Genomic DNA, 15,835 nt, shown 5'->3' with positions numbered 1-15,835 from the left:
AAAAAACACAAGAATATATCTTGAGACAATTAAAAAAGATGGTCATTGATTCGGGCAATTTAATGATTTGATATCTGGATATGGCAAGCAGGGGAAGCAGGGGGAGCAAGAATAGTAATTTAGATCCATAATTTTGTGTAATGGGATAAAACACGCTTTCTACTTGGATGACAGACTTAGCTCGTGTACCTCAACAACTTGAAATCTGCTGGAATTCGCATCACAAATACTGAAGAACCAAATATTTTAAAAAATCCGAAAAGCAGCAAATTCTGTTTGAAGTTAAGTATGTATCATCTACCAAAATGAGATGCACTCGTTTGAGTTTCCCTCATTACCTGAACTAGAAGTAAAAAAATGGCAACACTACATACCTCACACTTCCAAGTAAATCCTGCAACTTCTACCTCCTATACCCATAGTTTAGTCTTCATCGACATGGCGGTTGAAGACTATAGCGATTTAGTAAATGGCGTGGTTGATAATGCCGAAGTGTTCGTGCTTGACTCTACACAAAACGGTGTTGAACAAATTACAGAAATTCTAGCAAGTTGCGTAGACGCGCAGCGGCTTGTCGCTAGACATCGCCCGAATTTGACTAATATTCATATCGTGTGCCACGGTGCCCCAGGTTGCTTACAATTGGGCAACACCCATTTAGGACTGGATACCCTAGACAAATACAGCCAGCAACTGCAACTATGGCAAAAGATATTTTCAATTGGCAAGAGTAATAACCTTTGGAACTTACTCATCTATGGTTGCAATGTGGCTTTGGGTGATGCAGGGACAGAATTTGTAGACAAACTGCACCAACTCACTAAAGCAAATATTGCCGCTTCTCGTGGGCGAATTGGCAATACAGCATTAGGTGGTAACTGGAAGTTAGAAGTCCGCACCACTGATATGGAAGCGAGTTTAGCATTTGCAGAAACGACCCGCCAGACTTATGCAGGGGTACTAGCGACATTCACGGTAAATAATACTGGGGACACAGATGATGGCGATCGCAATAACGGCATCACAACACTCCGGGAGGCAATTAACTTAGCCAACGCTACTCCTGGGGATGATACGATCGCCTTTGGGGGAATATTCAAAGATACTACCCCAGATACCATCACCCTCACCTCTGGGCAACTGACGATTACTGATGATCTAAGCATCTTGGGGACTGGGATATCTAAGTTGACTGTGAGTGGAAATAATGCCTCTACAGTATTCGAGATATCGGGACTAGGGACAGGTGTCAATATTAATGGAATAGCGATCGCTAGCGGCAGTATTAAGGTTAATAGAACTTCCATCCTCAATCTAGCAAAAAGCAGTGTGTCTGGTAATACAGCAGGAAATGGCATCTCTAATAGCGGCATCCTCAGTCTTACTTACACTAGCATCTTTGGTAATACGCAAGGTGGTATCTATAACAGTGGTACTCTCAGCCTAAATAACAGCAGTGTTTATGGCAATACCGGGGCAACCAAGATTTTTAATAGCAATACTGCCGGAGGCGGCATTTTTAATGACGCTTCCTCTGGTAAAGCTGGGATTCTCAGCCTAATTAACAGCAGTGTCTCTAGCAATACGGCAAACTCCGGTGGTGGCATCTATAATCAAGGCGGTACTCTCAGGCTGACCAATAGCACTGTCTCTGGCAATACTGCAACCTCCGGCGGTGGCATTTTTAACGGAGATGATGGTGGTTATTCTGGCGGTTCAGTTACTGTAACTAACAGCACTGTCTCTGGCAATACAGCCTTAGAAGATGGTGGTGGCATCTATAATGGCTTTAGCTATGTGAGAAACACCACGCTCACCCTAATCAACTCCACAATTACCAATAATACAACGGACTCAGATGGTAATGGTACTGGCAATGGTGGAGGAGTTTTTAACGGTGATTACACGGGCCCGGTCAATGTTAGTAATACCATCATTGCAGGCAACTTCGACAAGTCCACCTCCGGTGATATAGACCCCGATTTAAGTGGTGAGGTGGTTGACTCCGGCAATAACCTGATTGGCAATAATACTGGTAGCACTGGCTTTACCACCAGCACCCTCGTTGGCACAAGTGCTAGCCCCATTGACCCCAAACTCGGACTGCTGCAAAATAACGGTGGTGCAACCTTTACCCAGGCGTTACTTGCGAATAGCCCCGCTATTGATGTTGGTAATAATTCCCTAGTTCCTATTGGTGTTACCACTGACCAACGCGGCACTCGATTTAACCGGATATTTAACGGTGTTGTTGATATTGGCGCTTACGAAGTCCAATCCCCCATCACCCTGCCACCTGTTAATACTGGCACATTTGTGGTGACTAATACCAACGATTCTGGATCGGGGTCATTACGGCAGGCTATCCTCAATGCCAATGCAACCGTTGGGGCAGATACGATTACCTTTGCAGGCGTGTTCACCGATGCCACTCCAGATATCATCACCCTGACCTCTGGCAAATTAACCATTACCAATGATATTACCATTTTGGGAACTGGGGCATCTAACCTGATTGTCAGTGGAAATAATTCATCAGGCGTGTTTGAGATATCGGGTTCTGGGACAGATGCCAACATTGATGGCTTGAAAATTGCTAATGCTAATGATCCTTTAGGCAGTATTTTGCTCAATAGCAATACCAGCCTCAGCCTGACTAACAGCACTGTCTCTGACAATAGAGGGGAGGTAGGGGGCATCTTTAATAGAGGCACTCTCAGCCTGACGGGAACCACTGTTTTTGGCAATAGGGGATCGTCCTTAGGCGGCGGTATCTTTAACAAAGGCAACCTGAGCCTAACTAACAGCACTGTCTCAAGCAATAATGCAAACGTCGGTTACAACACAGCCTATGGCGGCGGTATTTATAACTTAGGCAAAGTCAGTATAAATAACAGCACTGTCTCTAATAATAATGCGTTTGCCAGTGGTCTGAATCGGGGAGGCCCTGACCCCTACCCATCCTACGGCGGCGGCATTTATAACTCAGGCACTGTCGATATCATTAGCAGCACTGTCTCTGGTAATGGTGCGGCAGATGGTGGTGGCATTTATAACTCAGGTACTTTTAGCCTGATTAACAGCACTGTCTCTGATAATAGTGTATATTATACCGGCGGTGGCATCTTGAACAGTGGCACTCTCACACTCACCAATGACACCATTACCAATAACACAGCAGAGGGCTTTTACGATGAGATTGGCAACGGTGGGGGTGTTGTCAGTAATGGCGGCACTGTTATCGTTGGTGATACTATCATTGCAGGCAACTTCTACCTAGGGCCGCGCGATTCTGCTAATTCCCCCGACGTTTCCGGCAACTTCACCGACGCTGGTAATAACCTAATTGGCGACAACACAGGCAGCACTGGGTTTACTACCAGTACCCTCGTTGGCACCCAAACCAACCCCATTGATCCAAAACTCAGCCCCTTGCAAAATAATGGTGGTACAACCTTTACTAATGCCTTAATTGGGGATAGTCCTGCTATTAACACTGGTAATAATGCTCTGATTCTGGCAGGTATCACCACCGACCAACGGGGTGGTCAATTTGACAGAATATCTAAGGGTACAGTTGATATTGGTGCATTAGAGTTTAACGGGCTGAATGGAACCAATGGCGCTGATAATTTAGTAGGCAAGAACTACAGTGACATAATTAACGCTCAAGCCGGGAACGATACCATCACAGGTAATCAAGGCAACGACATCTTAACTGGTGGCGGCGGCAAAGATAAATTTGTTTACAACTTAGGTGACGGTGTTGATACCATTACTGATTTTGGTGGGTTAGGTAAAGGCTCAAACCCATCAGCAGCAATCATTGCCGAAGTAGATACCCTCAAATTCCAAGGTGCTGGATTAACAGCTCAAAATCTACTACTAACCCAGAATAGTAACAATCTGGAAATCACCTTTGAAGGGGTGGCTGATGACAAAGTTATCCTGCAAAACTTTCCTCTGGAAAACCTAGAAAATGCATCGACAGTAGGCAATATTCTGTTTAATGGGCAAACCAGTATTAGTGAAAGCTTTGATGTCTTCGATGCCAATTCCACCGAAAACGCTGTCTTCAACAAGAACACAGTTACCTTTCTCAATGACCTGAACAACAATGTTAATGGGTTTGACAACTCAGCAGATGTGATTAATGGTCAAGGGGGCGATGACCGCATCGACGGCAAGAGTGGTAACGACCTGCTGCGTGGTGGTGCTGGTAAGGATACCCTGCTTGGTGGTGATGGTAATGATACCCTGCTTGGTGGTGATGGTAATAATAGCCTCATTGGAGGTGGTGGTAATGACATCCTCATTGGCGGTGATTTTAGTGATACGCTGACTGGCGGTAGCGGTAATGACCAGTTCATCTACCGAACCCTTAGCAATGGTGATACAATCACTGACTTTAATAAAAGCGAGGATAAATTAATTCTTACAGACTTATTTAAGAGTCAAGGCTACAGTAGCAGTAATCCCATCTCAGATGGTTATCTGCGGTTTGTGCAATCGGGTACTTCTACACAGGTTCAGTTTGCCTACTTTGGTAACAGTCTTTATACCTTTGCTACTTTGAATAATTTCACCGCTACAAATCTGGTAGTCGGTACTAACGTCATCGTCTAGCGCTCAATTCTAGTCTGTAGCTACTGTCTTAAAAATAAATATTAGACATTTGCTGAAAAAGAACGTAGAGATGTAGCACTGCTACGTCTCTACAAGGGTTCTGGATAACGCATAATTAATTTGTGCAGATATCATTGCTTAATTTTGGATTTTAGATGTCTGTGAAATCTAAAATCCAAAATCTATACTCTTACAGTTGCCGCACTAATGGCTGACCATCTTTGACTTCACCAATCAAAACTAAATCGACACAGTTAACGAAAATGCCATTTTCCAGAACACCAGGAATGTTATTCAATGTCTTTTCTAGATTGACTGGATCTTGAATAGAGTCAAATCTGACATCTAAAACAAAATTGCCTTGATCGGTAATCACTGGCCCAGCTTTTTTTACACCCATGCGGAGTTCTGGTTTGCCACCGAGTTTTTTGATGGCATTAGTCACAGGAGTAATTGCCATTGGAATCACTTCCACAGGCACAGCGAAAGTAGAACCTAAGCGATCTACTAACTTACCACTATCTACCACAACGATAAACTGTTCTGCCAGGTAGTCTACGACTTTTTCGCGGGTATGTGCTGCACCACCGCCTTTAATCAAATTCTTCTGCGGATCGACTTCATCTGCGCCATCAATGGCAATATCGATGTGGTCGATAGCATCCAAAGTGGCAAGAGGTACACCGTATTGCTTTGCCAGTACTTCTGACTGAAATGATGTCGGTATACCAATGATATCTTGAAGTTCACCAGATTTGAGGCGATCGCCCAAAAACTGAATCGTATATGCTGTTGTTGACCCCGTACCCAACCCCACAATAGAACCCGACTTTACTAAGGCGGCGGCGGCTTTGCCAACTTCTTGCTTCATCAACTTTACGGGATCTGCTGCTGCGGTCATTGCCAAAACTCCTGAAAAACTGACTATAGTCCATAGTAGTGGGCAGATAACCTCAAAACATGAAAGGTAAAAAACAAGTTTTTGCTTATCGCTACTTCCTTGATTAGGAAATTTTAAAAAATAAAATATTTTAGTATCCGGAACAAAGGAGATGACTAATGTAAAATATTGTATCTTAATATACGAAAAATATGAGAAAATCTCAGTACATTGATCCTACTTTTGAACAACTTCTCGCTAATATTAACCCGAAAGTAGCAAATACCTTTACCTTAGAGCAATTAGAAGCGATAAAAAGGAGTTTTGCATCTCGTGCTTGGACACGTCATTCTTTAGACATAAGAGTTTCAGTACCAATTCCCGGATTAAGGTTTTATCTGGTGTTGCTAGCAGGTTCAGAACGTCGCTCTAAAGTGCGTTTACGCTCTGAAAGAGGTTTATATCCTTTTTGGACTCCTGCCAATATCTTGTTCCTTTTAGGATTTCTAATCATTCTATGGATTTGTAGCTACACTATATTTTCTTCTGCATTGTCTTCACTTACTCCTACATCTAGCTCCTATTACCCTACTTCAATTCCTTGGATTAACGATAAATCAGAATGTGAACACACTGGTAGAATCTGGAATCATGGGAAGTGCTGGGATTTTGAACAAAGTCCTAATTTTTAAAATTTATAGCCACACCCTATATAGTTAGAGCAACATTACCCAGCGTAAATTCGTCATTAGCTGAGTTACAGGTTATTAAAAACACCAAATTTTGCGTTAGCCTCAGTAACGTAGTTTTTTAAATTCACTTACCAGCTAAAAGTGGTGATCATGATGCGTCAGCTTTCAATTACTCTATCTTTAGTGGCACTACTACAAAATTTACCAGCAATTGCTCAGGTTCCAGTGCCAGAAAATACTTCTGGAGTCCCATCTGATGCCATTCAACAGGTAACTGCAATCAAATGGATGACAAACTATTCTGATGGCAAGTTTTATCCAGAAAAGTTACTCAGTAGGGCCGAATTAGCATCAATTATGGTAAAAGCATTTGGGCTAAATAAAAGACAAGCTGTTAGCAAAGAAAATTTAGCTATTCCAGATGTTCCTCGTTCTCATTGGGCATTTAATGATATACAGACAGTCTTAAAAACTGACATCATGAAAGGCTATCGGGGCAATGAATTCTTCCCTAACCAAAAGGTGACAAGGGCTGAAGCTCTTGCTATTTTCGCCCAGGCTTATGGTGTATTTCAGTTTCCCGATGATGCTGTAAATGATATTCTGGCTTCATATCCAGATGAAAAGTCTATCCCAACTTGGGCTAGAAAAGCGATCGCTACAGTAGCTACTGAAGGATTTCTCAATACAGATGCTCAAGGCAATATTTCTCCATTAAAACCTGTAACCCGTGGAGATATGGCTTATGTATTGAGTAAATATTTACAACGACAACAGCAACAACCCGAAACACCAGAAGTTCCGATTATTCCAAATAGCCCACAAACACCTTAGCTGGATAAAGTCCAGCTAAGGTGCTTAAAATTACCTTTGATTTGAACCTCTATACCTGTCTAGAATCTGGCGAAGATATAAGGAATTAGACTGTGTTGGTTGCTGCAACACATAATTAGATTGTGGTGGTTGCGTCGGTTGCTGCAACCCATAATTCCCATAAGTAGATTGTGGTGGTTGCGTTGATTGCTGCAACCCATAATTCCCATATCCTACAGGATTTGTGGGGGTCACAACGCCTTGATTTGGAATCTGGCTAGAGTAAGGTGCAATATTACTTGGTACTGCATACGTGCCTGGGGGTGTTACTGGTGCTACATTAGGCACTACCTGACCGTTATTTAAATTATTATAGGGACTTTGCGGTAAGTTCGTACCCGTTGATGTATAACCTGTACCAGTATTTAACCCATTATTAGGCAATACCTGACCGTTATTACCGTTATTTAAATTATTGTAGGGATTTTGCTGCAAGTTCGTACCCGTTGAGGTGTAGCCTGTCCCAGTAGTTAACCCAGCATTTGGTAAAGAATTCTGACTGGGTAAGCTGTTAATGGGTGGCATCAACGTTGTTCCTGGCTCAGAGGCTCGACCCAAGCCATTTGTTTGAATTGCAGTCCCATCGAAGCTAGAATATTGCTGGTTTGTCGATTGGTTGAGTGCTGCTTGCACAGGGCTGGTGGAGACAGAATTTTGATTCTTGTTGGTTTGATTCGTCAATCCAATACTCAGAGTAGAAGATGGTTCCCTCTCTGTTGGTTGAGACGCGGTAGTTAATGGCTTAATACCTAAAAACTGGTTATTATTATCAACCGTCCCAGTCCGTAATAAATTTTCTGTTTGTACAACAAAGGGATTTTTCACGCTTAAGGAGGTGTCGGCATTAACGCCTAAGCCAGGATTTAATTTGGTATCATTAGCAGAGTTTTGTTTGTTAATTAGATCATCTAAGGAGTTTTTAGTATTTTTTGCCTCAGCATTTTCCTTGGGGTTATTTGGCGTTACTAAAGGAGTTGCTTGGTTAAAGTCATTAAATAAAACTGGCAAGTTATCAATATCTGCTGCAATCGCTTTGTTTTCTTCTGACAGCGAGGAATCAGCAGGCTCTTGTGAGGCGACTTGACTTTTTTGCTTATAAACGAAAATATCTGGGTTTGACCAGTATTCCCAAGTTCCTAGACCGACTACAGATAAAAAGATTGCAGTGCCCCAAAAACCAGGTCGCCCTAGATTCCATAACCTGGCTTTGAGATAGCGTAAGTAGGCGGGAGGATAATGACGATTTGGCATGGGATTAATAATTGAAATTTACTAGAAATCTGTAAAACTTGATGGAAGCTGAAGGCGTTGCTGTTTAATTCTTTTGCTTTCCTCAACAGGAATATCTCAACTAAAGTTGGATAGTAATTTTATCCTAACTTCTCCATCAGTTATTAGTCATTATTGGACTTTGGACAAAAATTCAGGCATAGCCATCAGTATTTCCCCAAAGACACTTTGTCGTTGATATTACTATGCGTTAGGGATCTGGTGGCTATCTTTTTTGCCTCTTGCGTTGTTTTTATGGTGATTGAAGATTGATTATAACAAAACCCTTATGGGGCAAAGGTTACAAACAATTATGCCTTGATTTTGAGATAAATGCCTACGGAATAAGGCTTTCAAGGATTTTGAACCTGGTTTTCCATAAAAAGTACCGAAGAGCCTCCTTTTTTTGCCCGTGCGAAGGCAAGCTAAATTAATACGCTTTCCTGACAATTTTCGACCATGATTATAACTAGGTGGGCGCTAAAAAATACAACTAGATTAAGAAATGTAAATTGCTTAAAAGCTTATATTCAAAGCGTTTATGGCGCTTTACATAAATTTACACAGTTCGGTTTAATTGTGCCTACTGAACTTATAGTACGATTTTATTGGATAGTACAGTGTTGTCACGCTGACCGATTGTTGCGGCGTAACCCATTTGCGGAGGAAAATCATATGACACGATTTAAGAAGTTTGCGAATTTGACCGTTCTGGCTGTTCTGACCCTGGCTTTAAGTCTGACCTTGGCTTTGAGTCTGGCTCCTGCAGTGGTGCAAGCTGGGAGCGGCCCGACCTACTGCTGGAACGAGGCCAACAACCCCGGCGGACCGAACAGGTGCTCCAACAACTCGCAATGCGACGGGGCGCGGACCTGCAGCAGCTCCGGTTTTTGCCAGGGGACGGCGCGACAGCCCAATCCTGGTCCCAAGGGACCGACCTACTGCTGGGACGAGTCCAACAACCCCGGCGGATCGAACAGATGCTCCAACGACAACCAGTGCGACGGGGCGCGGACCTGCAGTAGCTCCGGTTTTTGCCAGGGCGAAGCCGGTCATGCTGCTAGCTAGCGTTCTTTTAGGGATCTCTGAGGATTCTTATAGAATCTAAACTCTAGCTCTCTTGTAGATTAGGCATTCAATTGATCGCGTGCCTAACAGAAACTACAATGATACCAATTTAGTATGAAGTTGCATAGGATAGGAGCCATAAAATGCACCATTTGGACACCCCTCTATTCTATGCAACTTCAGATAAAATTGATATTGCACTGAGATGCCTGTAAAAAACATGAAAATTTTTGTAAATCACCTAAATTAAAATCTTACCATTATTCAGTGTTTCAAATTGATAAATATGATAAATATGCAGTGCGAGTTAAGGAACTTCCAAATAAAAAAATACCCAAATTATTTATTGTGGGATGGGCTTCCAGCCCGTCCTTATCTAGGGACGGCTGGAAGCCCATTCCACAAAATTGGAGAATTTTTTTCTTGGAAGTCTCTAAGTCGTTGCTTGAGGCGCTCAGTCCTGTTAGCAGGAGTTTTATTCATTTGCGTTACATTGGTTATTTGGTCAACGCCTGTGCAAGCCGATACCATTGTGAATCAAGCAGACAATAGTAATCTGATTAATCCAAAGTTAGAAACTGAAGTTTTACAGATTATTCGCAATCATCCAGAAGTAGTTAAGGAAGCTTTAGAAGCTGAATATCTGCAAAAAAAACAGCAGCAGCAACAAGCTCAACACTACATCAAGCAGCAAATTAGAGAAAATCCCAGCAGTGTAATTGGTGAATCTCCTGTGACTGGTGCAACACAGCAAAAGATTGTGTTGATCGAGTTCTCAGATTTTCAATGTCCTTACTGTGCCAATGCTCATCAAACATTGAAGCAGTTCATGGCTCGTCATCAAGATGAAGTTACATTAGTGTACAAGCATTATCCCTTGACCTCAATTCATCCTGAAGCCATACCTGCTGCCAAAGCTGCTTGGGCTGCTAATAAACAAGGAAAGTTTTGGCAATATCAAGATGCTTTATTTGCCCAGCAAGACAAATTGGGTGAGAAACTATATGTTGCACTTGCTAAAAAACTCAAACTAGATTTGTCAGAGTTTAATCAACAACGTAATTCACAGGAAGTAAGTGCTGTGATTGAAAAAGATCAACAGATAGCTGAAAAGTTGGGAATTGAAGGTACTCCTTTCTTTTTCATTAATGGTGAGACTTTTGCTGGTGCTGTGCCGTTATCAGAAATGGAAAGTGTACTGTCTCGTGTCAAAGTCGATTATAAAACAGCGTTAGGCAATCCGAAAGATTTTGATCATTCGCATTAAGTAGGTTGGCTGAAATAAACCGAACTATGTAACAAAATGTAAAAACTAGTTATAAATTTTCCCACCCACCTACTTAAATGCTTAATGTAGACCCGCTTTTGGCTCACCTGTTGATTGAAATCCTTTTGCATTTGGGTGAGTTGACCACCCCGTGGTTTCTTGATCAGGGTTGGGTATTGGGCGTTTGAGTAGCATCTGTGTTAGAAACTCCGTTAAGAGATTTGTATCTCTGTACCAGTTACGGCAATTTTCAGGTATAGCGGCTGCCAAGTATTTTTGGTAACATCAAAGCCACTTTTAGAAAGTTATGGCAATTTATGCTTATTTTTGGGTATCGGTCACATTGGATAACATCAGGAGTTGACAACTAGTCTAATTTATTGTTGTAGCTGGACAAAAGTTCGACTTTTTTATTTTCTAGTTAGGAAATTAAACTGTGTGCTGCAATGCTCCGATATGCCTCTGAAGGCACTGTGCTGCACCGTACTATTAACCAGGAGACTACAGCAATGATGAAAGCTGAAGATATCATGACCAAAGATGTAGTAACCATTCGCGGTTCGGCGACTGTTGCTGAAGCAGTGGGGCTGATGAAGGACAAAAAATTGCGGGCGCTAGTTGTGGATCATCGCCATGAAAATGATGCTTATGGCATTGTCACAGAAACGGATATTGTTTATAAGGTAACAGCCTACGGTAAAGACCCAAAGCAAGTGCGGGTTTACGAAATTATGAGCAAGCCTTGCATTGTGGTCAATCCTGATTTGGGTGTGGAATATGTAGCGCGGTTATTTGCCAACACTGGTATTCATCGAGCGCCTGTGATTCAAGGCAAGCTGTTGGGTATCATTTCGATTACCGACATTTTGACTAAAAGCGATTTTGTGGAAGCGCCAAAAGCCCTATTGCTGGAAGAGAGAATTCAAAAAGCCATTGAGCATTCTCGCGCTATTTGCACTGAACAAGGTGCTTATTCTAAAGCCTGTGCAGCCGCCTGGGATGAGGTAGAAGAACTTCAAGCAGAAGCCGCTCATCAGAAAGCTGAGGGTATGGTATCAGCCAAAGTCTCTTTTGAAGAATACTGTAAGGAAAACCCAAATGCACCAGAATGTCGCAATTATCATCCGTAATTGAAGTGTGGGGATGAAGAGGCAGGGGGCAGGGGGCAGGGGGCAGGGAGCAGAGGGGGAAGAGGTAATTTTTTATCAGAAAAAGCTAGGTTAAAAACCTCGCCCCTGGTGGGCGAAAAAATCCAAGTTTTCTCAAGGTAGGTAAAAACCCCACCCCGGAGTGTCTGTCTGAATTAATTGCGAATTGCGTTAGCGGAGCGGGGCGTTAGCCCATTGCGAATTGCGAATTGGTTTTATTCTTCCCCCTACTTCCTGCTATCTCGATTTAACGTTTGGCAACTCGTATCAATAAGAATAGACCTATTCCCAAAAAAATAAAGTTGGGCAACCAAGCCCCTATAAAGGGAGAAAGGGCGCCTGCTTGGGCGATCGCACCACTAATAAAGAAAAGTAAGTAGTACGAAAAAATAACTACGACACTAATCCCAAAGCTTGTACCTCTTCCAGTTCGTTGGGGTATGCTTCCCATTACTGCACCTACTAAGCCAAAAACTACGCATACAAAAGGCAAGGAGATTTTTTGTTGAATCCGCACTTCAAGTTTACGAATTTTTTGGCGATCGCCACCGAGAAGTTCTACTTGTAGTTGATCTAGTGCTTCAGCAATATTCATCTCACCATAGTCCCGACTTTTTTCTGCCAGACTTAATGGCGTGCGCGGTAGTTGCAGTTGTTGGTGTTCAAATCTGACGATGTTGCGATAGGAGCGATCGGCAGCGACAAAATATATAGTACCGTTGTAAAAATCCCAGACATTTTGAGATGGATTCCACTGGGCAGTTTCTGATACCACAATTTGATTCAGATTTTTTGTTGAACGGTCTATAATCGTCAAACCTGACATCCGCTTACCGTCAAATTGGTCGGCGTAAAACAAGCGTGTCAATATCTTATTCTTAGAGCCATCCGGCTGTGTAACATCCTGGTATTCAGGATAGAAAATATTTTGCTGTTTTAAAGTTGGCTTATCTGATTTAAGGGCATTATCCAGAGTCATCGCCGCTTGGTAATTTGCTGCTGGTGCAATTTGTTCGTTAAACACAAATGTCATTCCTGTAACCAAAAGACTCAACAGCACAGCAGTTAGCACTAGCCGATAGACACTCACCCCACAACTACGTAGGGCAATTAGTTCGCTCTCACTAGAAAGACGACTGTAAGTCATCAAAGTAGCCAGCAGCGTAGACATGGGGAAGGCTAAAACAATAAAGTTAGGAAACTTTAACAAAAAAACCTGAATGGCAATGTCTATGGGTAGCCCAGATTCTACAATTTTTCTAACTAAATCAAATACAGCATCAATGGTAACGCCAATTGATGAAAAAGCTCCGACACCAAAGAAAAACGGCGCTAACAATTCGCTAGCAAGGTAACGATCCATGATCGTAAAAGGCAGCAGCGAATAGAAGTTGTAGAAAGACGTAAGTTTCTTTGATATCATGTCTAGCTTGAAAAGTTCAATGTTAGCAACCCTGGTAAAATAAATGATATCTACATTTAGGATTAAAATTTAATTTTAAATACCTAAAAATTAACTAATAAATTTATATTTAATATTTTAAAATAGCGTTTTCACTTATTACCTAAATAATGATTAATTTAGACTTGAAAATTATTACCTAAATAATATTGTCGCACTAGGGGGTTGCCGTAGAGTTCGTCAGCAGCGCCAAAAGCGAGAATTTGTCCCTCGCGCATTATATAGGCGCGATCAGTGATAGCCAGGGTTTCACGGACATTATGATCTGTAATTAAGATTCCCATGCCGCGATCGCGCAGTTGTGCGACAATTTGCTGAATTTCTGAGACTGCGATCGGATCAACTCCTGCAAATGGTTCATCTAAAAGTAAAAATTTTGGCCCTTCTTTTCCCGCAGCTAAAGACCTTGCTAATTCCGTCCGCCGTCGCTCACCACCAGAAAGTTGAATTCCTTTGCTATTAGCTAATTTTTCCAAGCGAAACTCCCGCAGTAAAGTTGTGAGTCGTCTTGACCATTCCCATCGTGGCACATTCGTTTGCTCTAGCACCAACAGAATATTATCCTCTACCGAAAGCTGGCGAAAAACACTTGGTTCTTGTGCTAAATAGCCAATACCCAGCCGCGCCCTTTTGTGCATTGGCATTTCTGTAACGTCTAGATTACCCAACCAGACTTTTCCTTGATTGGGTTTTTCTAAACCTGTGGCAATGTAAAATGTCGTCGTTTTACCAGCCCCATTGGGGCCTAGTAAACCAACGATTTCGCCCTGAGCAACAGAAAGATTGACACGATTGACAATTACTCGCTTGCCGTAAGATTTGTGGATATTCTCTAAAACAATTTTCACGCTGGAGCCGCCCTTTGTTGGTGGTAAATGCTAATTAGAAGGCTTCAAAGGTGGTGTTTTTGGGGCAGGTGTTGCAGTTTGTCCGTCATTATCTGATTCCTGAACCATGTAGATCGACTCTACTTGACGGTTGGATTGGGGTAAGGCAACAAATCGCCCTTCGTCAATTAAATAGGTTACTTTCTCCGCCCGGATACTGTTACCGCCCTGTTGCAAAATATAGACGTTCCCACTGAAATCAATTCGGCGTTCCTTACTAAAGTACTGTGCTTGGGCAGATGTTGCTTGAATCTGGCGAGACGGATACAACATTTGCACATTACCGCGAGCAGTGATTACTTGGTTTTTCGCGTCATATTCTTGCACATCAGCACGGATAGTGAGAGGCCGATTTGCCTGAGATGTTTGTGCAGTAGCGGTTTGCACTTGAGTAGGGAAGACAAAAGCGCCCAAAAGTGCAACTGGCAGCATTAAAGCTAGTCCAAAGCGACGTATCTGGGATATGGGCAATTGATAACAGGGCATCATAGCAATTAGGGATTCAGGATTTCAGCTTGCATTCTAATTATCTCAAGTACTTTATCCAGATATGAAATATACAATCTGGAGTGATTTCCGATAACTACTGGCTGAAATAGTGACGCTACCCCCAACCTCAAGGTTTCAGAAAATTGACATCCGAGTGAAAATAACGTAAGCACAATACCCTTCTGTAGGTTTCCTGCGGGACGCTGACGCGCAGCTTGCTTCCCCAAAGAGGTACGCGCAGCGTGTTGCAGACAGATGCTTTGCGTAGCTTGCCTCAACCTAGAAGTATGCGTCTAAATGAATTGTGCCTACCGAGGATTTCGGGCAACGCACAATTAATCACCAGATGTCTAATCACTAGACAGCACAATTCTAGGCAAAGATAAGACTTGATTTTCACCCAAATCACCAGATGCAATCAAGTCTGGCCCTATTTGTTGTAATGTCGTTAATAACACTGCGCTCTGACTCAATAGCTCATCTACGTCAACGCCACTGTAGCTAGATGGGTAACGGCGAAGGCGATTACTGCCTTCTCCCAATAGAATTACTGCACCTCGCCAGTTGCGATTCTCCAAATGATATAGCGCCACAGAAATTTGGAGAATGCCTTGATAAAAGCTTTTTTCCGGTTCACTGGCTTCAATCCACAAAGCCTCTAAAGTGTCATGACAAGCGTAAAACTGACCAGAATTGAACTGTTCTACGCCTTGCCAAAACTCTTGGGGGATGGTTTCGCTCATCCCATGCTGTCTCGTACTTCTTTAATTGTTGCGAGAGAAATTTCTTGTTTTTCCCCAGCAAACTCGTTGTCAGGGGTGAGGAACAACATGCAATGGCATTCTTTACGTTCTCTCATTGGCACACAGGGGCAGTTCCAATATGTGGCGTGAACCTCAGCCTCTTTATCTTCGTAATGGCGACAGGGACATAAAGGCGCACCTAGATCATCTTTATGTTTCGCTAATCCTTCAATGACAACTGCGGTAACAGAAGGTTCCGAACAAAAGTATGTTCCAGTACGCTTGGCGTATTGTTCGGAAAAATGCCGCATTGCCTCTAGGCTTTTATCGCTGGATTTTGTGTTATTTTCTGATGTGATCATGTCGCTCATAATTTAAATATTTCTTTGCATTGTACCTCAGCCTCACTAAGGGATTATGGTTGTATTTCC

Annotated in this window: 13 protein-coding genes; 6 read left to right on the top strand and 7 right to left on the bottom strand. The window is 42.5% G+C overall.

Annotated elements, in window-relative coordinates:
• The first annotated feature begins 357 nt into the window (after nucleotides 1-357).
• Complete coding sequence (locus tag CDC33_RS18215; protein ID WP_244919263.1) at nucleotides 358-4,626, top strand: DUF4347 domain-containing protein; 4,269 nt, start codon at nucleotides 358-360, stop codon at nucleotides 4,624-4,626.
• Nucleotides 4,627-4,816: 190 nt separating this feature from the next.
• Here the strand turns inward: CDC33_RS18215 and rpiA are convergent, their stop codons facing one another.
• Entirely contained in the window at nucleotides 4,817-5,527 is a 711-nt protein-coding gene (gene rpiA, locus CDC33_RS18210; RefSeq protein ID WP_109009676.1) for a ribose-5-phosphate isomerase RpiA, read from the bottom strand.
• A gap of 191 nt (nucleotides 5,528-5,718) precedes the next feature.
• Between rpiA and CDC33_RS18205 the strand changes: the two genes are divergently transcribed.
• Together CDC33_RS18205 and CDC33_RS18200 are read left to right on the top strand one after the other, a co-directional pair.
• Nucleotides 5,719-6,198, top strand: coding sequence for a hypothetical protein (locus CDC33_RS18205; RefSeq protein ID WP_109009675.1), 480 nt, complete (start codon nucleotides 5,719-5,721; stop codon nucleotides 6,196-6,198).
• 153 nt (nucleotides 6,199-6,351) lie between these two features.
• Nucleotides 6,352-7,032 carry an S-layer homology domain-containing protein gene (locus tag CDC33_RS18200; protein WP_181374223.1) on the top strand — a complete coding sequence of 227 codons (681 nt, stop codon included), beginning with the start codon at nucleotides 6,352-6,354 and terminating at the stop codon, nucleotides 7,030-7,032.
• A 30-nt stretch (nucleotides 7,033-7,062) separates the two neighbouring features.
• Here CDC33_RS18200 and CDC33_RS18195 read toward each other — a convergent pair whose 3' ends face one another.
• Nucleotides 7,063-8,322: a hypothetical protein gene (locus tag CDC33_RS18195; RefSeq protein WP_109009674.1), complete on the bottom strand. Its 1,260-nt coding sequence runs from the start codon at nucleotides 8,320-8,322 to the stop codon at nucleotides 7,063-7,065.
• 477 nt (nucleotides 8,323-8,799) lie between these two features.
• Between CDC33_RS18195 and CDC33_RS41690 the strand changes: the two genes are divergently transcribed.
• The 3 genes from CDC33_RS41690 (at nucleotide 8,800) to CDC33_RS18180 (ending at nucleotide 11,805) form a co-directional block, all read left to right on the top strand.
• Nucleotides 8,800-9,408 (top strand): hypothetical protein, encoded by a 609-nt coding sequence (locus CDC33_RS41690; protein WP_369694314.1) that lies wholly within the window; start codon nucleotides 8,800-8,802, stop codon nucleotides 9,406-9,408.
• Between the two features lie 295 nt (nucleotides 9,409-9,703).
• Nucleotides 9,704-10,675 (top strand): DsbA family protein, encoded by a 972-nt coding sequence (locus CDC33_RS18185; protein WP_109009672.1) that lies wholly within the window; start codon nucleotides 9,704-9,706, stop codon nucleotides 10,673-10,675.
• A 509-nt stretch (nucleotides 10,676-11,184) separates the two neighbouring features.
• The gene (locus CDC33_RS18180; protein WP_181374222.1) at nucleotides 11,185-11,805 is read left to right on the top strand and encodes a CP12 domain-containing protein; all 621 of its coding nucleotides are present in this window, start codon (nucleotides 11,185-11,187) and stop codon (nucleotides 11,803-11,805) included.
• Nucleotides 11,806-12,070: 265 nt separating this feature from the next.
• Here CDC33_RS18180 and CDC33_RS18175 read toward each other — a convergent pair whose 3' ends face one another.
• The 5 genes from CDC33_RS18175 to CDC33_RS18155 all read right to left on the bottom strand — a co-directional run bounded on the left by CDC33_RS18175 (nucleotide 12,071) and on the right by CDC33_RS18155 (nucleotide 15,766).
• A complete protein-coding gene (locus tag CDC33_RS18175; RefSeq protein ID WP_109009671.1) occupies nucleotides 12,071-13,186 on the bottom strand; it encodes an LptF/LptG family permease in 1,116 nt (371 codons plus the stop codon).
• Nucleotides 13,187-13,404: 218 nt separating this feature from the next.
• Nucleotides 13,405-14,133, bottom strand: coding sequence for an LPS export ABC transporter ATP-binding protein (gene lptB / locus CDC33_RS18170; protein ID WP_109009670.1), 729 nt, complete (start codon nucleotides 14,131-14,133; stop codon nucleotides 13,405-13,407).
• A gap of 30 nt (nucleotides 14,134-14,163) precedes the next feature.
• Nucleotides 14,164-14,661 carry an LptA/OstA family protein gene (locus CDC33_RS18165; RefSeq protein WP_109009669.1) on the bottom strand — a complete coding sequence of 166 codons (498 nt, stop codon included), beginning with the start codon at nucleotides 14,659-14,661 and terminating at the stop codon, nucleotides 14,164-14,166.
• A gap of 350 nt (nucleotides 14,662-15,011) precedes the next feature.
• The gene (locus CDC33_RS18160; protein ID WP_109009668.1) at nucleotides 15,012-15,404 is read right to left on the bottom strand and encodes a DUF309 domain-containing protein; all 393 of its coding nucleotides are present in this window, start codon (nucleotides 15,402-15,404) and stop codon (nucleotides 15,012-15,014) included.
• Nucleotides 15,401-15,766, bottom strand: a complete 366-nt coding sequence (locus CDC33_RS18155; RefSeq protein ID WP_109012622.1) for a ferredoxin thioredoxin reductase catalytic beta subunit — start codon at nucleotides 15,764-15,766, stop codon at nucleotides 15,401-15,403. Before CDC33_RS18155 ends, CDC33_RS18160 begins: the two co-directional genes overlap by 4 nt.
• Nucleotides 15,767-15,835 lie beyond the last annotated feature (69 nt).

The sequence above is a fragment of the Nostoc commune NIES-4072 genome, assembly GCF_003113895.1.
GTDB classification, from domain to species: domain Bacteria; phylum Cyanobacteriota; class Cyanobacteriia; order Cyanobacteriales; family Nostocaceae; genus Nostoc; species Nostoc commune.
The sequence above is the reverse complement of the archived record's forward strand: the minus strand, read 5'-3'. Positions and strand labels throughout refer to the sequence as shown.